General features: G+C 64.6%; 19 protein-coding genes. 11 read left to right on the top strand and 8 right to left on the bottom strand.

The genetic code is table 11. The features are described from left to right. Genes X750_RS151930 through X750_RS1000000166845 form a run of 3 tightly spaced genes read right to left on the bottom strand, consistent with a single transcriptional unit; the run spans position 1 to position 5,742 of the window. Entirely contained in the window at positions 1 to 3,273 is a 3,273-nt protein-coding gene (locus tag X750_RS151930; RefSeq protein WP_023747410.1) for an error-prone DNA polymerase, read from the bottom strand. After that, on the bottom strand, positions 3,270 to 4,748 hold the full coding sequence (locus X750_RS151935; protein WP_023736736.1) for a DUF6504 family protein: 1,479 nt from the start codon (positions 4,746 to 4,748) through the stop codon (positions 3,270 to 3,272). The genes X750_RS151930 and X750_RS151935 overlap by 4 nt, the downstream gene beginning before the upstream one ends. Next, entirely contained in the window at positions 4,690 to 5,742 is a 1,053-nt protein-coding gene (locus X750_RS1000000166845) for a hypothetical protein (RefSeq protein WP_023747409.1), read from the bottom strand. The genes X750_RS151935 and X750_RS1000000166845 overlap by 59 nt, the downstream gene beginning before the upstream one ends. Positions 5,743 to 5,971: 229 nt before the next feature. Here X750_RS1000000166845 and X750_RS151940 point away from each other — a divergent pair, with 229 nt between their 5' ends. From X750_RS151940 to X750_RS151950, 3 genes are all read left to right on the top strand, one after another. After that, on the top strand, positions 5,972 to 6,394 hold the full coding sequence (locus tag X750_RS151940; protein WP_023673918.1) for a metallopeptidase family protein: 423 nt from the start codon (positions 5,972 to 5,974) through the stop codon (positions 6,392 to 6,394). Positions 6,395 to 6,459: 65 nt separating this feature from the next. Then, a complete protein-coding gene (locus tag X750_RS151945) occupies positions 6,460 to 6,780 on the top strand; it encodes a type II toxin-antitoxin system RelE/ParE family toxin (protein WP_023673919.1) in 321 nt (106 codons plus the stop codon). 9 nt (positions 6,781 to 6,789) lie between these two features. Continuing rightward, the gene (locus X750_RS151950; protein ID WP_023673920.1) at positions 6,790 to 7,071 is read left to right on the top strand and encodes an XRE family transcriptional regulator; all 282 of its coding nucleotides are present in this window, start codon (positions 6,790 to 6,792) and stop codon (positions 7,069 to 7,071) included. Positions 7,072 to 7,101: 30 nt separating this feature from the next. Here X750_RS151950 and X750_RS151955 read toward each other — a convergent pair whose 3' ends face one another. The 3 genes from X750_RS151955 to X750_RS1000000167535 form a co-directional block, all read right to left on the bottom strand. Next, positions 7,102 to 7,308, bottom strand: a complete 207-nt coding sequence (locus X750_RS151955) for a DUF1737 domain-containing protein (RefSeq protein ID WP_023673921.1) — start codon at positions 7,306 to 7,308, stop codon at positions 7,102 to 7,104. A 39-nt stretch (positions 7,309 to 7,347) separates the two neighbouring features. Next, a complete protein-coding gene (locus tag X750_RS151960; protein WP_023747408.1) occupies positions 7,348 to 8,223 on the bottom strand; it encodes a CoA ester lyase in 876 nt (291 codons plus the stop codon). A 539-nt stretch (positions 8,224 to 8,762) separates the two neighbouring features. Then, positions 8,763 to 9,137 (bottom strand): hypothetical protein, encoded by a 375-nt coding sequence (locus X750_RS1000000167535; RefSeq protein WP_348524469.1) that lies wholly within the window; start codon positions 9,135 to 9,137, stop codon positions 8,763 to 8,765. Positions 9,138 to 9,237: 100 nt separating this feature from the next. On the opposite strand from X750_RS1000000167535, the gene X750_RS01000000162875 reads away from it, so the two are divergent. The 4 genes from X750_RS01000000162875 to X750_RS151975 are packed head-to-tail and all read left to right on the top strand — an operon-like array spanning position 9,238 to position 13,851. Further along, positions 9,238 to 10,371 carry a DUF4173 domain-containing protein gene (locus tag X750_RS01000000162875; protein WP_348524468.1) on the top strand — a complete coding sequence of 378 codons (1,134 nt, stop codon included), beginning with the start codon at positions 9,238 to 9,240 and terminating at the stop codon, positions 10,369 to 10,371. Positions 10,372 to 10,375: 4 nt separating this feature from the next. Beyond that, the gene (locus X750_RS151965; protein ID WP_023747407.1) at positions 10,376 to 11,071 is read left to right on the top strand and encodes a response regulator transcription factor; all 696 of its coding nucleotides are present in this window, start codon (positions 10,376 to 10,378) and stop codon (positions 11,069 to 11,071) included. After that, positions 11,059 to 12,654: a HAMP domain-containing sensor histidine kinase gene (locus X750_RS151970; RefSeq protein ID WP_023747406.1), complete on the top strand. Its 1,596-nt coding sequence runs from the start codon at positions 11,059 to 11,061 to the stop codon at positions 12,652 to 12,654. The genes X750_RS151965 and X750_RS151970 overlap by 13 nt, the downstream gene beginning before the upstream one ends. Before the next feature lie 30 nt (positions 12,655 to 12,684). Further along, positions 12,685 to 13,851, top strand: a complete 1,167-nt coding sequence (locus tag X750_RS151975; RefSeq protein WP_023747405.1) for an FAD-binding oxidoreductase — start codon at positions 12,685 to 12,687, stop codon at positions 13,849 to 13,851. A 208-nt stretch (positions 13,852 to 14,059) separates the two neighbouring features. On the opposite strand, the gene X750_RS151980 is transcribed toward X750_RS151975, so the two are convergent. After that, complete coding sequence (locus X750_RS151980; RefSeq protein ID WP_023747404.1) at positions 14,060 to 14,791, bottom strand: DUF72 domain-containing protein; 732 nt, start codon at positions 14,789 to 14,791, stop codon at positions 14,060 to 14,062. 145 nt (positions 14,792 to 14,936) lie between these two features. Continuing rightward, positions 14,937 to 15,362, bottom strand: a complete 426-nt coding sequence (locus tag X750_RS151985) for a GNAT family N-acetyltransferase (RefSeq protein ID WP_023747403.1) — start codon at positions 15,360 to 15,362, stop codon at positions 14,937 to 14,939. A gap of 162 nt (positions 15,363 to 15,524) precedes the next feature. Here X750_RS151985 and leuD point away from each other — a divergent pair, with 162 nt between their 5' ends. The 4 genes from leuD to X750_RS152005 all read left to right on the top strand — a co-directional run bounded on the left by leuD (position 15,525) and on the right by X750_RS152005 (position 18,166). Further along, positions 15,525 to 16,130: a 3-isopropylmalate dehydratase small subunit gene (gene leuD / locus X750_RS151990; RefSeq protein WP_023694556.1), complete on the top strand. Its 606-nt coding sequence runs from the start codon at positions 15,525 to 15,527 to the stop codon at positions 16,128 to 16,130. A 64-nt stretch (positions 16,131 to 16,194) separates the two neighbouring features. Then, positions 16,195 to 17,118: a hypothetical protein gene (locus tag X750_RS151995; RefSeq protein WP_023747402.1), complete on the top strand. Its 924-nt coding sequence runs from the start codon at positions 16,195 to 16,197 to the stop codon at positions 17,116 to 17,118. A 301-nt stretch (positions 17,119 to 17,419) separates the two neighbouring features. Beyond that, a complete protein-coding gene (locus X750_RS152000) occupies positions 17,420 to 17,803 on the top strand; it encodes a RidA family protein (protein WP_023683820.1) in 384 nt (127 codons plus the stop codon). 12 nt (positions 17,804 to 17,815) lie between these two features. Continuing rightward, entirely contained in the window at positions 17,816 to 18,166 is a 351-nt protein-coding gene (locus X750_RS152005; protein ID WP_023683821.1) for a VOC family protein, read from the top strand. The last annotated feature ends 116 nt before the right edge of the window (positions 18,167 to 18,282 follow it).

Genomic DNA, 18,282 nt, shown 5'->3' with positions numbered 1-18,282 from the left:
CTACTGAAAATTCCGCCCCTTGGGCATGACCCTTTCAGCTTTGTCCGAGAGGGTGGCAATGTCGGGCCGGGCAGCCGGCGTCATCTCTTCCAGCAGCACCGTCAGCCACGGTGTCAAATCCTCGATCTTTTCGGCGACGATGTGGATGACGTCGGATTCCGACTGCAGCTTGCCGGTGACCTTGACGAAGCGCGCGCCCATGACGATGGGCCGGAAACGGGTAAAGGTCCGCTCCCAGAAAATGACGTTGGCGACGGCCTTGTCGTCTTCTAGCGTCAGGAAGATCGCATTGCCCTTGCCGGGCCGCTGCCGCACCAGCACCAGGCCGGCGACCGAGACCCGCCTGCCGTCGCGCACCGAGCCGAGATTGGCATTGGGAATGACGCCGGCGCGGTCGAGCCGCTCGCGCAGGAAGGCGACCGGATGCGCCTTTAGCGACAGGCCGAGCGCGCGGTAGTCGTGGATGACGTGCTCGCCGAGCGGCATTGTCGGCAGTTTTGTCTCGGGCTCGAGTTCGCGCAGCCGGATCGCCGGCTGGTCGAACAGCGGCAGCCGTTCGGCGGCGCTCTTGCCATCCAGCGCGCGCACCGCCCACAAGGCTTCACGACGATCGAGGCCGAGCGAGCGGAAGGCGTCAGCCTGCGCCAGTCTTTCGATTTCGCCGACATCGAGGCCCGAGCGCAGCCACACATCCCTGACGCTTGTATAGCCGGCGCCGCGCCGCGCGGTGAAAGCTTCCATACGCTTCTCGGCCAAGCCCTTGATCTGACGGAAGCCAAGCCGGACGGCGTGCCTTGTCTTGATGACACCGCGCATTTCGGCATGGCGCGCCAGGATGCAGCCCGGATCGAATTGGGCTTTCTCCAAGGTGCAGTCCCAGTCGGAAAAATTGACGTCGACGTCGCGGATGTCGACGCCATGGTCGCGCGCGTCGCGCACCAGCTGGGCCGGCTGGTAAAACCCCATCGGTTGCGAATTCAGGATCGCGGCGCAGAACACGTCGGGATAAAAGGTCTTGAACCAGCAGGAGGCATAGACGAGCAAAGCGAAGGAGGCGGCGTGGCTTTCGGGAAAGCCGTATTCGCCGAAGCCTTCGATCTGCTTGAAGCAGCGCTCGGCGAAGTCTTTGGTGTATCCCTTGCCGACCATGCCGTCGATCATGCGCTGGCGGTAATTGCCGATGGTGCCGGTGCGCTTGAAGGTGGCCATGGCGCGGCGTAGTTCGTCGGCTTCGCCGGGTTTGAAACCACCGGCGACGATTGCAATATTCATCGCCTGTTCCTGAAACAGCGGCACGCCGAGTGTCTTCTTGAGAATAGCCTCCAGCTCTGGCTTTTGATATTCAGCCGCTTCCTTGCCCTGCCGACGGCGCAGATAGGGGTGCACCATGTCGCCCTGGATCGGGCCGGGCCGCACGATCGCCACCTCGATGACCAGGTCGTAGAATTCGCGCGGGCGTAGACGCGGCAGCATCGACATCTGCGCGCGCGATTCGATCTGGAAGACGCCGAGCGTGTCGGCGCGGCAGATCATGTCGTACACGTCGTTCTCTTCCGGCGGCAGGGTGGCCAGCACATAGGGTCGGCCGTAATCATCCCGGGCCTTCGGATAATGGTCGGTGAGCAAGGTGAAGGCGCGCTTCAGGCAGGTCAGCATGCCAAGCGCCAGAATATCCACCTTCAGGATCTTCACCGCGTCGAGATCGTCCTTATCCCACTCGACCATCTTGCGCGCCTCCATCGCCGTCTTGACGATGGGGACGATCTCGTCGAGCCGGTCGCGGGTAATGACGAAGCCGCCGACATGCTGCGACAGATGCCGGGGAAAGCCCATGATCTCGTTGGCGTGGGCGATCACGTGACGGGTCGAGGTCTCGTTGCGGTCGAGGCCGCCGGCATGCGCCTCCTTCTCGCCGAGCTCCGAGGTCGACCAGCCCCAGATCGAACTGGAGAGCGCAATGCGGACATCGTCCGATAGGCCCATGGCCTTGGCCACCTCGCGCAGCGCCGAGCGGCCGCGATAGCTGATGACGGCGGCAGCCAGCGCGGTGCGCTTGGCGCTGTATTTGGAGTAGATGTACTGGATCACCTCCTCACGCCGCTCATGCTCGAAATCGACGTCGATGTCGGGCGGCTCGTTGCGCTCCTCGGAAATGAAGCGCTCGAACAACGTGTCGATGCGCTCGGGGCCGACCTCGGTGATGCCGATGCAGTAGCAGACGATCGAGTTGGCGGCCGAGCCTCTGCCCTGGCACAGAATGCCCTCATTGCGGGCGAACTGGACGATGTCGTAAACGGTCAGGAAATAGCGCGCATAATTCAGACGCTCGATCAGAGCGAGCTCCTCACTGATGCGCTGCAAGACGGAAGCGGGGACGCCCGCCGGATAGCGCGTGGCGGCCCCCTCCCTGGCCAGACGCTCTAGCTCGGCCTGCGGCCCAAGCCCTGATTGCGTCGGCTCGTCGGGATAATTGTACTGGAGGTCGCTGAGCGAGAAGGTCAGTTCGCCGGCAAAGCGCAGCGTCTCGGCCAGCGCCGGTGGATGGCGGCGGAAGAGACGGGCCATTTCCAGCGGCGGCTTCAGATGGCGCTCGGCGTTGGCCGTCAGCTCCAGCCCGACCTCGGCGACCGGCAAATTGAGGCGGATGGCGGTGAGCACATCTTGCAGCGAGCGGCGCTCGGCGCTGTGATAAAGCACGTCGTTGGTCGCCATCAGCGGCACGCCGGCGATGTCCGCCATGCCCGCCGCCTGCTCGATGCGGAAACGGTCATTGCCGCGATAATCCGGCGCCATGCCTAGCCGCAAATTAGCGCCGAAACGGTCTTTCAGTTGACGGACCAATGCCAGGGGATCGTCGGCATTCGCCGAGAGATCCGGCAGCACCGCCAGCGACAGCAGGTCGCCCCATTCGAGCAGGTCGCTGCGCTGGAGAAGGGTCGCGCCCTTCTCGTTTTCATCGCGCAAATTGGCTTGCGTCAGCATGCGGCAGAGATGGCCCCAGCCCTTGCGGTTCTGCGGATAGGCGAGAATGTCCGGCGTGCCGTCGCCGAACACCAGGCGGCAACCGGGGTGATAGGCGAGCTTCTCGACCTTGGCCTGCTGCCAGGCGCGCACGACGCCGGCCACCGTGTTGCGGTCTGCCAGTCCGATCGAGGAAAAGCCGAGGAATTTGGCCGCCACCACCAGCTCCTCCGGCTTGGAGGCGCCGCGCAGGAAGGAGAAGTTCGACTGGATGCCGAATTCCGCATAGGGGATGACGGTCAGCGCGTTCATGCGAAGACCCCATGCATGAACCAGCGCGGCGGCACCTGCGGGTTGCCATAGAGGCCTTGCCGGTAGAGCCAGTAGCGGCGGCCGTCGGCATCCTCGATCCGGAAATAGTCACGCGTCGATGTGAGCGGATCGCTTGACGTTTCACGCCACCATTCCGGCGCGATGCGTTCCGGCCCCTCGGCGCGCGCGACCCGGTAGAGCGCGCGGCGCCAGCGGAAATTCATCGGCGGACCCTCAGGCATTTCGGTGGCCGGCACCTCGATCGGCTCGGGCGAACGGAACAGCCGGATCGGCCGTTCCGGCGGGAAGATGGTTGCGCGCGGCGCGTCTTTCGAGCCCGGCTTCCTGAGCGGTGTTTTGCGTTGTGGCGCTTCCGAGAACGGGATGGTGGCGATGGCGCGCTCCGGCAGATGGCTCTCGAGGGCGACCGGTTTCAGCACCGCACTGTCGCCGAGCCTGGCGCGGATGCGGTCGGCAAAGAGTGCCATGTCGGCGCCGTCATCCTCGGTCTCGCCGGTCAAATCGGCCTGCTGCATGTCGAAGCCGGCGGCCGCCAGCACCGAAAGCCGCACCAGGTCGAAGCCGTAGCCGGCATCGATGTCCTGTTCGAGCGCGGCCAGCCGCTCATGGAACAGGCGCTGGATAAGCTTGGGTTCGCGCAACGGTCGCGAGGTACCGACAGCGATGCGGCTGACGGCGCCGTCGACGCGAAACAAAAGCAGCGCCAGCATCCTTGCGCCCTCGCCGCGGCGTTCGAGATCGGCCTTCAGCGTCACCGCCAGCAAGAGCACCAGCCGTTCGATCTCGGCGGTCAGCACGACCGGCTCGGCCAGGTGGCGTTCGACCGAAAGCGGGGCCACGGGCAGGCGCGGCGATACCGCCTCGTCGAGACGGCCGAGCGCCTGGTCGAGCCGCAACAGCAAGGTCGCGCCGAAGCGACGGGCGAGCGGCGCGCGCGGCGCTGCCATGATCGCGCCGGCGGTCCGCAGGCCGACGCTTTCCAAGCTGGCGCGGATATCGGCTTCGATGCGCAGTGCCGCCAGCGGCAAGGGGGCGAGCAGCGCTTCCTCCTCGCCGGAGACAACGATGCGGTTGCCGCAGAAGCGCGCCGCCGCCCAGGCTGCACCCGGCGTCGCGGCCAACCCGGCGCGGACATCGAAACCCTGCTGGAAAAACCGCGCAAGGATGTCGTCCAGCATGGCGCGCTCGCCGCCGAACAGATGCGTGCAGCCGGTGACGTCGAGATAAAGGCCATCAGTACCGTCGAGCGCCACCAGCGGCGTATAGCGATCGCACCAGTCGGCGAGGCCTTCGAGCAGCCGGCGATCGGCGTCCGGATCGGCCTCGACGATGTCGATCGAGGGATGCATGGCGCGCGCATCGGCAATGCCCATGCCAGGCTTCAGATGCAGCGCCTCAGCCCGCTCGTCGAGGGCCGATATGCGCTGGGCGTTGCGGTCGCGATGGCTGATCACGAGCGGTGGGTGAGATGGCGGCAGATGATCCGAAGGCCGGGAACGCCACGACCGTCCCAGGCGCTGGCGCAGGATCCGTTCTGCCGCCAGATGCGGGAACCACAGCGACAGAATTCTCTGCCCGTTTTTCGCGGGGCTTTCTTTCTTCGAATGCGTGTTCATCGGGATTCCACTCCAGTGTGAATTGTCCAGGCAGAGCGGTGCGGCTCTTGCCGATGCTGACGGTGAAGGCAGGCCGGCCGATCGAGCCGGCGAGCGACCCGGCGATCGTCCGGCGGCTCGCCGCTGGTGCAGCCGACACGATGAGGCGCACCGGGGCGGCGGTCGGCTCGGCTTCGCCGGCCTGGCGCAGCAGGAACACCGGCCGGCCGGCGTTTTGGGCGCGCGCGTGCAGCCGGCGCGTCGCGGTGAGGTCGAGCCGCTGCGGGCTGCCACGGATTTCGAGGATGATTGCGGCGAGCGCCGTCATCTTCGCGGCCTCCTCGGCTACCCACAGCGCATCGGTGAGTTTCGGCGCCTCGGAAAACAGCAATTGCTCCGGTGCGATACCGAAAATGCCCTGCAATCCCCTGGCATAGGGAAAGCCGGCCTCGCGAAAAATCTCCGATGTGCCGATCCACAGCACGGGCAAGGGCTGGCCCTTGAGGATCAGGCTGACAAGCGACAGCACAAAGCCGGCGACGGCCCCGGCATTGCGGGTCTCAAGGCCATGGATTTCGCTCAAGGCGGCTTTCGGAAGGCCGCCGCTGAGGGCCGCATCGAGGCGCTCGACGCCGGTGGCCAGGAAAGCATCCGGCGAAGCCACGGCAAGCCCGCGCCGGATGATGGTGACATCGGCATCGGGTTCAGGCGCGGCGTCGAGACCGCCGCCAGGACCCGCGCGCAGCCCCTCGCCAGCCGGCGCGGCCAGGCGCTCGGGCAGCGTTCCCTCGATCTTCGCGATCTGGCGGCGCAGGGCAAAAACAGTCTCCCGCGCCACGGCTGATGTCGCCATGACGGTCAATTTCTCTCACAACTGTTCCTGTTATGTTCCTATAGATTCCAGAGGGTGCCGGAAGAGTCAAGCGGAGTCAGAAGGAATTTATTCCTTGATCAAAGGTGACGAGGCCAACCTTGGACTTTGGTCGCAGCCATTCGGCGCAAAGAAACAGTCATTGGCCAGGTACCCGGTCCATTTGCCGAGTCCGGAGGGAAAGCCTATATGCCGGATCAAAGGACAAAGCATGGCCCGCATCTACAAGACCCGCACCTGGCACGATGAACTCTCGCCTTCGATCGAGGAGATCGAGTTTCTGGCGCTGGAGGCGTACGCACATCTGCCCGACGATTTTCGCAAGCTGACCGGCGAGATCGTCATCATGATCGCCGAATTCCCGACCGACGAGATCATGGACGATCTGTCGCTGGAGACACCGTTTGATCTGCTTGGCCTGTTCGAGGGCCGCGGCATCGCCGAGCGCTGGAACCCGCAGACCGGCGAAGGCCCGAACCGCATCACCCTCTACCGCCGCGCCATCCTCGACTATTGGGCCGAAAACGAAGAGACGCTGGGCGACATCGTCACCCACGTGCTGATCCACGAGATCGGCCACCATTTCGGCCTGTCGGACGACGATATGGAAAAGCTTGAAGAGGCGGCGGAGTAAGGCTGTGCGATATTCAGGTGGCGAGCCTGCTTGTGAAATTATACAAGTTTTGATATAAAGTCTGTATGCCGACCAAGCGACTGGAGTTTCTTGGAGATTCTCTTGCCAAGCTCCGGGCTTTTCCAGAGGCGGTGCGCAAGGAAACGGGCGTTCAACTGCACAAGGTTCAACTCGGATTTGAGCCAAGCGATTGGAAGCCGATGACGACGATAGGCCTAGGCGTACGGGAAATCCGTGTCCGAGACGATGCTGGCGCGTTCCGGGTGCTTTACGTCGCCAGCATAGGTGACGCCGTCTTTGTCTTGCACGCCTTCCAGAAGAAGACGCAACAGACGGCGAAACGAGACTTGGCTCTTGCCGCATCGCGGTTCAGGCAAATTCAGTGAGACATGCTCATGGAACGTCAAAGCTTTGAAAATGTCTGGGATGCGCTGGAAGACACCCCGGCTCAGTCCGCCAACATGACTATGCGCTCCAATTTGCTGATCGCGATCGAACAGCGGGTGCGGAGTTGGGACGTTACCCAAGCCGAAGCAGCCAACCGGCTCGGGATTACCCAGCCACGCCTTAGCGATCTTCTGCGGGGCAGGATCGCGAATTTTAGTCTGGACACCTTGATCAATCTGGCCACACAGGCCGGACTTACAGTGCGTCTTGATATTGCCGAGGCAGCCTAGCGCTGTCTTAGACAGGCTGGCAAAGCTCGCCTACCAATCACTCAGCTTCGTATCCGGCCCGTATTCCTGGCCGTCGATATCCTTCACCACCGCCTGGCCGCAGCGCATCGATTTGGTCTTCTTGTCATAGGCGTAGGTCGGTGAGCCGTACAGGTGCCAGCCCTTGTTCAGCGCCGCGGTGACCTTGTGGCAGAAGGTTGAATCGTCGGGGGCGGACAGAAAGCGGTAAAGTCTCATGGGTCAGATCCTGTCGTGAGTTCGTCTTTTCGGGGCGGATCATGCGCCGATGGCCTTCGCCAGCAGTTTTTCGGCTTGCACCAGGTGCAGCCGTTCGACCATCCTGCCATCCAGCGCAATCACGCCCTTGCCGGCATTTTCGGGCAAGGCGAAAGCCTCTTTCACCGCGTGCGCCTCGGCCAAGGCTTCGGGCGCGGGCGCAAAGGCGCGGTTGGCGGTTTCGATCTGGGCGGGGTGGATCAGCGTCTTGCCGTCGAACCCCATGGCGGCGGCTTCCGTGCATTCGCGCGCAAACGCGTCGAGGTCGCGAAAATCGTTGGAGACGCCGTCGAGTATGTCGATGCCGCCGGCCCGCGCCGCCAGCACCATCTGCATCAGCCAAGGCACGAGGTAGCGCCGATCAGGCGTCGCCAGAATGCCGGTTTCCTTGACCAGATCGTTCGTTCCGGCAACGAAACAATTTAGCCGCGAAGCGCGATCGCGGCCGAGTTCGGCAATGGCGCCGATATTGAGCATGGCCTTGGGCGTCTCGATCATCGCCCAGAGCTTGACGCTGTCGGGGGCAAAATTGTCGTCGAGCACGTCGCCGACTTCGAGGATATCGCGCGGCGTGGCGACCTTGGACAACAGGATGCCGTCGGGCTCGAATTTCGCCGCGGTCAGCAGGTCATCGTTGCCCCATTCGCTGGACAGCGCGTTGACGCGCACGATCATCTCGCAGCGGCGTTTCGGTCGGCTGGCGAAAATGCCGGCCAGTTTGTCCCGCGCGGCGATCTTGTCTGAGGGCGCGACGGCGTCTTCGAGGTCGATGATCACGGCATCGCAGGCCAGCGTCGCGATCCTGGCCAGCGCCTTGTCGTTGGAGGCGGGGACGTAAAGCACCGAGCGGCGCGGGCGGTAAGGTTCGCTTGTCATGGCCGATCTATGCCGCGTGGGGGCGGGTGAGGCAAGCGTCCGACCGGTACCTGATGACGAGCCAACTGCGAAAGCTTGCGCTGCCCCGCCCGTCCCGCAGCAGTTGCGGAAGGGGGGCCTTTCCTCTCCCCCGTCGATCGGGGGAGAGGTGTCGAGCGAAGCTCGACGGAGTGGGGGTCGACCCATGCGCTCAGTGCCCTTCCGATGTCCGTTCGCGGCGACTGCCAGGTGGTTCCCCCACTCCGTCTCGGCTTCGCCGAGCCACCTCTCCCCCCTCCGGAGGGAGAGGAAAGGAGCCTGGCTGGGACAGCGCCAACGTCCGGAAAGATGGGGGGGGAGCGCCCCGGCCGTAAGCACAGGTCCTGCACGAAAACTGCACATCCCTGCGGAAAACCTCCTCCGCTCCGCCCCGCCGTTTCCATGCGAGCCCGCGACAACAGCGGCATGCAACAGCGAAACGCTCACCTTTGGTCCTTGCCCTATCGCCTGCGCAGCGAAAGCTGGTGGTTGGTCGATCCGCCCCGGGCGGCGGCCCGCCCTTACCTGGAAGCGAGCCTGCTCCCTTTTATCCGCCCACCGGCCGAGCGGACCCAGCCCATCAGGAAAATCCGCGCATGACATCGTTTGCAAGCTTTTCCAGCCGCTTCGGCATCGCCGTCCTGCTCGTGGCGCTGGCGGATTTTTTCTTTTACGGCCAGCCCGCCGGGATCACGGTGCTGCTGTTTGCCATCCTGATCGCCGGCGCGGTGGTCGCTGTGCATCCTGCCTTGAATTCCCCAAGACCCTGGCTCAAGCCGGCCGCTTTGTTCGTCGCGCTGCTGCCGCTGGCCGAGAATGTCAGCGTGCTGTCGGTCGCGATCGCGCTTGTAGCGTTGATCGTGTTTGCGCTGTCGCTGGTCGGGCGGCTGCGGCACGGCATCGCCCGCATTGCCGGCCAGGTCGCGCTGTTCCTGCTGGCGGCGCCGCTGCGCCTTGCCTGTGACGTCTTCCGCTGGCGCCGCACGGTGCGCCGGCTTGGCGNGGCTTGGCGGCCGCCGTATCCGCCTGGCTTCCATCATCGTCTGGGTCATGCCGGTGACGCTGGGCGCGGTGTTCCTGCTTTTGTTCGGCGCCGCCAACCCGGTCATCGAATACTGGCTGTCGCTGATCGACCTGATGAAGCTGCTCGATCTCATCCAGCTGGCGCGGATCGTCTTCTGGCTGTTCGTGCTCGCCGGCGTCTGGGCTTTCCTGCGGCCTCGCCTGCCGCGCTTGCTGCGCCGCCTTCCACCTTTGACGCCGCCTGCAGCCGTGGCCGCACCGGCCGCGACCAAACCCGCCACAACGATCGAGGACGTCGTCTTCGGCAAGGCCGCGATCTGGCGCGCGCTGATCGTCTTCAATGCCCTGTTTGCGCTGCAGACCGGGCTCGACGCCGCCTATCTCTGGGGCGGGGTCGCCCTTCCCGACGGGTTGAGCTATGCCGCCTATGCGCATCGCGGCGCCTATCCGCTGATCGCCACCGCGCTGCTGGCCGCCGGCTTCGTGCTGGCGGCGCTGCGGCCGGGCAGCGAAACCTCAGGCGATCCGCTGATCCGCCGGCTGGTCTATGCCTGGGTGGCGCAGAACATCGTGCTGGTCATCTCGTCGATTCTCAGGCTCGATCTCTACATCGGCGTCTATGCACTGACCTACTGGCGCATCGCCGCCTTCGTCTGGATGGGGTTGGTGGCGTCAGGGCTTGTACTGATCATTGCCCGCATCGCGCTTGGAAAATCCAACGAATGGCTGCTCTCCGCCAATCTTGCGACGCTATCGGCGACGCTTTATGCCTGCTGCTTCATCAACTTCGCCGCAACGATCGCCAATTTCAATGTCGACCATTCCCTTGAAATGACCGGCGACGGCACGCCTATCGATACCGAATATCTGCGCTCGCTCGGCGCTGCCGCCATGCCGGCGCTGGACCGCCTCTACATGCACCAATTCGGAAACCAAACCACCTATCTGGCCGATCAAATGATGATCGACGACACTATCGCCGAGCAGAGGCAGTGGCGCGCCTGGAGCTTTCGCGGCTGGAGGCTCGTGCAGGTTCTCGACAAGAGAGGTCCGCTCGTGCTTCCTCCACCTACCCAGCCCTCGCAACCTTCAGTGCCGGACCGTTAGATCCATGCCGCATCAGATCCTGGTCGCCGACGACGATCCGCACATACGCGAGATCATCTGCTTTGCGCTGGAAAAGGCCGGGATGAAAACGCAGGCCGTCGCCGACGGCGCGGCCGCCCTGCAGGCGATCGAACGCCGCGAGCCCGACCTCGTCGTGCTCGACATCGGCATGCCGGAGATGGACGGGCTGGAAGTCTGCCGGCGGCTGAGGCAGCGCTCCGACGTGCCGGTTCTGTTCCTGTCGGCGCGAGACGAGGAGATCGACCGCATCCTCGGGCTCGAAATGGGCGGCGACGACTATGTGACGAAACCGTTCAGCCCGCGCGAGCTGGTGGCGCGCGTCAACGTCATCCTGCGCCGCGCCCGCCCGGTGGCGCCCGACCCGGTCGACGACAAGAACTTCGCGCATGGCAAGCTCAGCCTGGCGCCGGCCAGCCACGGCGCCAGTTTCGACGGCAAGGCGCTGGCGCTGACGGCGATCGAATTCTCGATCCTGAAAGGGTTCCTGGCGCGGCCGGCGCATGTGCTGGGCCGCGACCTGGTGGTCGCCAGCGCCTATGCCGCCAACATCCACGTCGCCGACCGTACCGTCGATAGCCACATCCGCAACATCCGCGCCAAGCTGGCGGCGGCGGGCTGTCTCGACGCCATCGAAACCGTGCATGGCGTCGGTTTCCGGCTCGGCCGATGCGGCGCCTGAGCGACGCCAAATGGATCGGCACCAAATGGCGGCCAAGGCTGGCCACGGTGGTTCTCGCCATCCTCATCATGGTGCTGGCGCTGCCGCTGGTCGGCCTGTTCTTCTTCCGGCTTTATGAAAACCAGCTGATCCGCCAGACCGAGGGCGAGCTGATCGCGCAAGGCGCCGTCATCGCCGCCATCTATGCACAGAATATCAGTGACGCCGGCATTGCCCCGGAGAAGCTTGGGGTGCCGATGCAGGCTGACAGCGGCGATGCCAGCCGCGGCGACGACACGCCTTACCAGCCGATCGAGCCGACACTCGATCTCGCCTCCGACTATTTGCTGCCGACCCGGCCCGCCGGCATTGTTGCCGCCACCGATTCGGCCTTTGCGGCGATCGGCGCGCGGCTGTCAGGCATTCTCGACACCACGCAGAAAACCACCTTGGCCGGCTTCCGGCTGCTCGACCCACATGGCGTCGTCATTGCCGGGCGCGATGAGGTCGGACTGTCGCTGGCCAATGTCGAGGAGGTGCGCACCGCCCTTACCGGCCACTATGCCAGCGCGCTCAGGCAACGAATTCCCGACCAGCCGCCGCCGCCGCTCTATTCGGTCAGCCGGGGCACCAAGGTCCGCGTCTTCGTCGCCATGCCAATCGCGGTCGACGGCCACGTCGCCGGCGTGATCTACCTGTCTCGAACGCCGAACAACATCGTCAAGCATCTCTATGGTGAGCGCGGCAAGGTGACGCTGGCGGCCATCGCCATGCTCTTCGGCATGCTGCTGATCGCGCTGGTGTTCCTGCGCACCGTGAGCCGGCCGATCTACGCGCTGATGGAGCGCACGAGGCGCATCGCCGCCGGCGACCGCGACGCGATCCGGCCGCTCGACCATCACGGCACGCGCGAAATGGCCGAGCTGTCCGCGGCCTTTCTCGACATGGCCGAAAAGCTGCAGGCGCGCTCCGACTCGATCCAGACCTTTGCCACCCATGTCTCGCACGAGCTCAAATCGCCGCTGACGGCGATCCAGGGCGCGGCTGAACTCTTGCGCGATTCCGGCGAGGCGATGGACGCGGCAGAGCGCAAGCGGTTTTCCGGCAACATCGTCAACGATGCCGGAAGGCTCAATCTGCTGGTACGGCGCCTGCTCGATCTGGCGCGCGCGGAAAACCTGGCGCCGAGCGGCGAAAGCACGTCGCTCGATGCGGCGCTGGCATTGCTGCCGGTGGACGGCAGGCTGGCTGTGACCATCGAGACGGGCGGCGAAACCGGTCTGCGCATCTCGGCCGAGAATGCGGCGATCGTGCTTGCCAACCTGATCGACAATTCCGCCAGGCACGGCGCGACCCAGGTTTTGCTGGCGGCTGCCAGCGCCGAAGGCAAGGTGACCATTGCGGTCAGCGACGACGGCGCCGGCATCTCGCCGAGCAACAGGGCACGCATTTTCGAGCCGTTCTTCACCACGCGGCGCGAGTCCGGCGGCACCGGCATGGGCCTCGGCATAGTGCTGGCCCTCCTGAAAGCGCATGATGGCACGATCGCGCTGGTTGACTCCGGGCGCGGCACGCGCTTCGAGATCATTGTGCCGGCGGCGTGAAGGATGCCGGCGGCCGGATCGGAGAACAAAGTGCGCTACGACACCGTCATCATCGGCGGAGCCATCGTCGGCTCCTCGGTCGCCTATTATCTGCGCGAGGAAGGCTTTTCCGGCTCCATCGCGCTGATCGAACGCGACCCGCAATTCGCCCATGCGGCAACGACGCTGTCCATGGCCTCGATCCGTCAGCAATTCTCGATTCCGGAAAATATCCGGCTGTCGCAGTTCACGCTCAACCTGTTCCGGCGACTGAAGGAGACCTTCGGCACCGATGCCGATATCGGTTTTCGCGAAGGCGGCTATCTCATCCTGGCCGGCGAGGCCGGGTTGCCGATCCTGAAAGCCAACCACGAGGCGCAGGTCGCCGAGGGCGCCGACATTCTGCTCGAGGACGCCGACCAACTGGCAAAGCGCTTTTCATGGCTGTCGACCGAAGGCATCAGCGCCGGCGCCTTCGGCCGCAGCGGCGAGGGCTGGTTCGACGCTCATGCCATGCTGACGCTGTTCCGCAAGGCGCTGCGCGACAGACAAATCGATTTCATCGCCGCCGACGTCACCGGCATCGAGAGGCAGGGCAACCGCGTCACCGGCGTGGACCTCGACAATGGCGAAAGACTGCAAGCCGGCATCGTCGTCAATGCCGCCGGGCCGAATGCCGGCAAGGTGGCCGGCATGGCGGGACTCGTGCTGCCCGTCGAGCCGCGCAAGCGCAACGTTTTCGTCTTCGAGGCGCGGGAAAAATACGCCGACATGCCGCTGCTGGTCGACCCATCCGGCATCTATGTCCGGCCTGAAGGCTCGGTCTATCTCACCGGCGGCGCCGAGCCGGAGGAGGGCGATGGCCCCGCCGACCCCCGGGATTTCGACGTCGACTGGCCGCTGTTCGAAGAGGTGATCTGGCCCGTGCTGGCAACCCGCATCCCCGCCTTCGAGGCGATCAAGCCGACCCGCGCCTGGGCAGGCCATTACGACTACAACACGCTCGACCAGAACGCCGTGGTCGGCCCGCATCCAGAGGTCGGCAATTTCATCTTCGCGAATGGGTTTTCAGGGCATGGGCTGCAGCAGGCGCCGGCCGTCGGCAAGGCGCTGGCGGAGCTGTTGGTGCATGGCGGGTATCGGACGGTGGATTGCTCGGCGTTTGGGTACGAACGGGTGGTCGAAGGGCGGGCGTTTCGGGAATTGAACGTGATTTGAGGCGGGCGGAATAGGATCGCTCTGTCGAGTTCCCGCCCACCCCCTCTGCCCTGCCGGGCATCTCCCCCGCAAGGGGGGAGATTGGCAGCTTCGGCGAAGGCGCCATTCTTGCAACGTCGGCGATTGGCGAAAGCGGTCGCGGCATCTGATCTCCCCCCTTGCGGGGGAGATGGCCGGCAGGCCAGAGGGGGTGCTGTCCCGCGAGCGTCTAAGCAACCATCGCACTGACAGCCATCGCGTTCCCCAGTGCATGCCCGGCGGCCGTGTTGTCGAAAATCCCCCAGACCTCGGCACCGGAAGCGGCCGTTGCTTCCACTTGCCGCGCAAACCGGTCGAGCGTTTCGGTATCGTAACCCGAATAGTAGATGCGCGGCGCGCCGTGCCAGCGGAAATAGGCAAGGCCGGGCCAGCCACCCGGCCCTGCTGCCTCCGGAACCGAAGCCGGGTCGGCGGCGACCCGGGCGACCTGGTGACCGGCCAGCAGTGCGTCCGTCTCGGCACCGAACCAGGTGGGATGGCGCGGCTCGCATGCCAGCCTTGCCCGGATACGCTTGCCCAACATGTCGAAGAGACCGCCGGCGACCTCCGGCTCGAAGGGCAAGCTCGGCGGCAGCTGCACCAGAAGCACGCTCAGCTTTTCGCCGAGACCTTCGACCTGCCCGAGAAAGTCCTCTGTCAGCCCCTCGCAATCGGCGAGGCGATGCTCATGGGTCATGCTCTTCGGTGCCTTGACCGCGAAGCGGAAGTGCTCCGGCACGGCGTGAGCCCAGCGCTCATAGGTCTCGCGGCGGTGCGGCTTGTAGAACGAGGTGTCGATCTCGACGACCGGAAAGCGTTTTCCGTAACGTTCGAGATGCGAACCGGACTGCGGAAACTCAGCCTTGTATCGAGACGGAATTCCCCAGCCGGCGGTGCCTATGAGAGATCGGCGATTTCCCATGCTGGGGATGTGGACCGGATGAAGCGCGGGTCAAGGGCGGCAAGGAGGCGTTGCTCAGCAGGGTCCTGAACACCGTTCCGCATTGCCCGATAACCTTGCCCGCCTTGACTGCCCAACCCGGTCGGCAATTGCGCCCGATGCGGCGTCAGCCCTCGCGGGAGAACCAGAACGCGTCGGCCATGCGCTTCATGCCGATACGCTCGTAGAAGCCGACGGCGTCGGGCATCGAGATCAGGCTGATGGCGACCGAAGGCCCAAGCTGCCGGCGGGCCTCGTCCATCAGGCCCTTGCCGATGCCGACGCCTTGCGCCGATTGCGACACGGCGAGCTCTGAGACGTAGCACACCCAGGAAAAATCGGTGATGGCCCTGATAACGCCGATCAGCGGCCTGCCTTCGATGTCGAGCCGCGCCGTGAGCACTAGGTTCGCGCCCGAAAGCATCGCCTGCAGCCGGGCGTCGTCATCGACGGGGCGTGTTTCGCCGAGCGTGGATTCGACCAGAACGCGGCGGAACTCGGCGACGTCGAGCTCAGGCTCCCTGGCATAGATAATCTTCGATTGTGCGGTCATGGGCGCAAGGTGCACCAACGGCAGCCGGTTTTAAAGACAGTGCCGCGCCGATCTTTCGATCGGGCCGCGCACCAACAGTTGCCTTTTATTTGCCGGCGGCTTTGTGTAAACCGGGCGCAGCAAACCCTGACGCAACGAATTCGATCAAGAAGGGCAAAAGCCATGGAAAAATTCACCAAGCTCACCGGCGTCGCCGCACCGATGCCGATCGTCAATGTCGACACCGACATGATCATCCCCAAGGATTATCTCAAGACGATCAAGCGCACCGGGCTCGGCAGCGGCCTGTTCGCCGAAATGCGCTACAAGGACGATGGCTCGGAAAACCCCGACTTCGTGCTCAACAAGCCAGCCTACCGCAAGGCGCAGATCCTGGTCGCCGGCGACAATTTCGGCTGCGGTTCGAGCCGCGAACACGCGCCGTGGGCGCTGCTCGATTTCGGCATTCGCTGCGTCATCTCGACGTCGTTCGCCGACATTTTCTACAACAACTGCTTCAAGAACGGAATCCTGCCGATCACCGTCAGCCCCGAAGACCTGGAGAAGCTGATGGACGACGCCTCGCGCGGCTCCAATGCGACGGTGTCGGTCGACCTCGAGGCCAAGGAAATCCGCGGCCCCGACGGCGGCGTGGTCACCTTCGACCTCGACGACTTCAAGCGCCACTGCCTGCTGAACGGTCTCGACGATATCGGCCTGACCATGGAGAAGGCCGGCGCCATCGCCTCGTTCGAGAAGAAGAACGCTGCCGAGCGTCCTTGGGCCTGAGTGGTACGAGATGGCCCGGCCGCCACAAAGCCGGGTTCGTGGCGGCTGAACGGAGGGGACAGTCATGACACGTTTTCTTCTTGCCGGCGCCTGCGCGCTGGCGTGGATGCTGATGCCGGTGGCCGGCGCGCAAGCACAGACCGACAAGATACTCGTGCCGGCAGAAGATCCGTCCGCCGCCGATCCGGGCGCGTCGAACAATGCGGCCCTGGCGGACGATGACAGCCAGGGGCCGGTCCCGTTCGAGGGCGGGCAGCTGACCATCACCCAGCCGGAGCAGGATGGCGAGAAGGTGCTGGCCTATGACGGCAAGCAGCTGGCCAGCAATTACGACGTGTTCTTCGACAGAACAGTCAAGGTCGGCGGCGTCGACGTGGCGCTGGTCGATGTCGGCGACGGCGGCAACCAGTGCGGCCCGGCCAAGGTCATCGTCTGGAAGCCGGAAGGCGGCGAGATACAAAGCCTCAAGGTCGAACAGGACGAATGCGGGGCGCCGCCGGCGGCGGTGGCCGACAACGCCATCTATTTCGTGCCGTATCTGTTGCCGGGCGATACGAAGCAAGCGCTGCAATGGTCGCCCAGCGACGGGCTGACGATCTCGGGCGACCTGACCTACGCGCCGGAGCCGGGTACGGACTGGAAGGACGTCGATCCGGCCAAATACCAGAACATCATCGACGCCTTCCACAATGAGGCCGTCTACAAGGCGGCGCAGACGCTGCTCGGCGACACCATGCCCGACATGGCAACCAGCCTGCTGGTCGGCGGCGGCACCGAAAAGACGGCGTCGGGCGCCTTCTACGCCACCGGCTGCGTGCCGCACGCATGCGGCAGCAATGACGGTTTCATGGCGGTCGACCCGGCCAAGCACACGCTCTACTTCGCCCGCCGCGGCGACAATGGCGAGCCGCAGGCCTGGCCGCCGGTGGCGGACTGGCCGGCGGATGTGAAGGAAGCAATGGACAAGGCGCAGGAGTCGGGGAACTAGGGTTTGCGGCAGCGCGGCGAACACTCGGTGTTCATGCTTGTTCCGTCGCGATCCGTCACACCCCCTCTGCCCTGCCGGGCATCTCCCGCTCAAGGGGGGAGATCAGACGTCACTCTGGCTTTCGCCAATCGCAAAGGTGGAAAGCGAGAAAGGCGTCCGAACTTGCTAATCTCCCCCCTTGAGGGGGAGATGGCCGGCAGGGCAGAGGGGGGTGCTGTCCCGCCGACGACCAAGATTTGCAGGGCCCATGGCCCGGCCGGCCCTTTCCCTGCAAAAGTGTCCGAAACCACAGCGAGGCTCCATGCGCACACTCATCTCCACCGGTTCGCCCTTCGAAAAAACCGCCGGCTATTCGCGCGCGGTGGTGCAGGGCGACTGGTGCTTCGTGTCGGGAACGACCGGCTACGACTATGCGACGATGACCATGCCGGAAACGGTGGAGGCGCAGACGCGCAATTGCCTGGCGACCATCGCGGAGGCGCTGAGGGATGGCGGCTTCGACATGGCCGATGTGGTGCGGGCGCATTACTACATCACAGACCGGGCCATCGTGGACGTCGTCTTCCCCATCCTCGGCGAGGCTTTCGGCGAGATCAGGCCGGCGGCGACGATGATCGTGTGCCAGCTCAACAAGCCGGAAATGAAGATCGAGATCGAAGTCACGGCGCTGCGGCGTACGGCTTGAGGAGGCAAAGCCATGACGGTCCGGCGCATCGTGGCCAATATCGGGACACCAGACGCGGCAGCGGCGAAACGCTTCTATCAGGACGTGCTTGGCCTCGATGTGCTGATGGATCAGGGCTGGATCGTCACCTTAGGCTCCGACGCACGGATGCAGGTGCAGATCAGCTTCATGGCCCAGGGCGGCTCCGGCACGCCGGTGCCGGACCTCTCCATCGAGGTCGACGATGTCGATGCGGCGCTGCAACGCATGAAGGCCGCCGGCTTTGCCATCGAGTATGGTCCCGCCGACGAACCCTGGGGCGTACGGCGGTTTTATGTGCGCGATCCGTTCGGCCGGTTGGTGAATATTTTGTCGCACAAGTGATTTGTTCCTCTCCCCCGCCTCTGGCCACGGCGAGGAACCCAGGTCTTGAGACGCGGGCGCCGTCGTAGCGTTCTTCATCCCCTTGCGCCGCAAGCTCTTGGCGTTTAGCAAGGCCG

It is taken from the genome of Mesorhizobium sp. LNJC391B00 (genome assembly GCF_000502535.1).
GTDB lineage: Bacteria > Pseudomonadota > Alphaproteobacteria > Rhizobiales > Rhizobiaceae > Mesorhizobium.
This window is presented reverse-complemented; position numbering and strand designations above follow the sequence as displayed.

Bases quoted from the DNA above. Each gene is read 5' to 3' on its own strand.
- X750_RS151930 (WP_023747410.1), bottom strand. From the start codon at position 3,273: ATGAACGCGCTGACCGTCATCCCCTATGCGGAATTCGGCATCCAGTCG.
- X750_RS1000000166845 (WP_023747409.1), bottom strand. From the start codon at position 5,742: ATGGCGACATCAGCCGTGGCGCGGGAGACTGTTTTTGCCCTGCGCCGC.
- X750_RS151940 (WP_023673918.1), top strand. From the start codon at position 5,972: ATGGCCCGCATCTACAAGACCCGCACCTGGCACGATGAACTCTCGCCT.
- X750_RS151945 (WP_023673919.1), top strand. From the start codon at position 6,460: ATGCCGACCAAGCGACTGGAGTTTCTTGGAGATTCTCTTGCCAAGCTC.
- X750_RS151950 (WP_023673920.1), top strand. From the start codon at position 6,790: ATGGAACGTCAAAGCTTTGAAAATGTCTGGGATGCGCTGGAAGACACC.
- X750_RS151955 (WP_023673921.1), bottom strand. From the start codon at position 7,308: ATGAGACTTTACCGCTTTCTGTCCGCCCCCGACGATTCAACCTTCTGC.
- X750_RS151960 (WP_023747408.1), bottom strand. From the start codon at position 8,223: ATGACAAGCGAACCTTACCGCCCGCGCCGCTCGGTGCTTTACGTCCCC.
- X750_RS151965 (WP_023747407.1), top strand. From the start codon at position 10,376: ATGCCGCATCAGATCCTGGTCGCCGACGACGATCCGCACATACGCGAG.
- X750_RS151970 (WP_023747406.1), top strand. From the start codon at position 11,059: ATGCGGCGCCTGAGCGACGCCAAATGGATCGGCACCAAATGGCGGCCA.
- X750_RS151980 (WP_023747404.1), bottom strand. From the start codon at position 14,791: ATGGGAAATCGCCGATCTCTCATAGGCACCGCCGGCTGGGGAATTCCG.
- X750_RS151985 (WP_023747403.1), bottom strand. From the start codon at position 15,362: ATGACCGCACAATCGAAGATTATCTATGCCAGGGAGCCTGAGCTCGAC.
- leuD (WP_023694556.1), top strand. From the start codon at position 15,525: ATGGAAAAATTCACCAAGCTCACCGGCGTCGCCGCACCGATGCCGATC.
- X750_RS151995 (WP_023747402.1), top strand. From the start codon at position 16,195: ATGACACGTTTTCTTCTTGCCGGCGCCTGCGCGCTGGCGTGGATGCTG.
- X750_RS152000 (WP_023683820.1), top strand. From the start codon at position 17,420: ATGCGCACACTCATCTCCACCGGTTCGCCCTTCGAAAAAACCGCCGGC.
- X750_RS152005 (WP_023683821.1), top strand. From the start codon at position 17,816: ATGACGGTCCGGCGCATCGTGGCCAATATCGGGACACCAGACGCGGCA.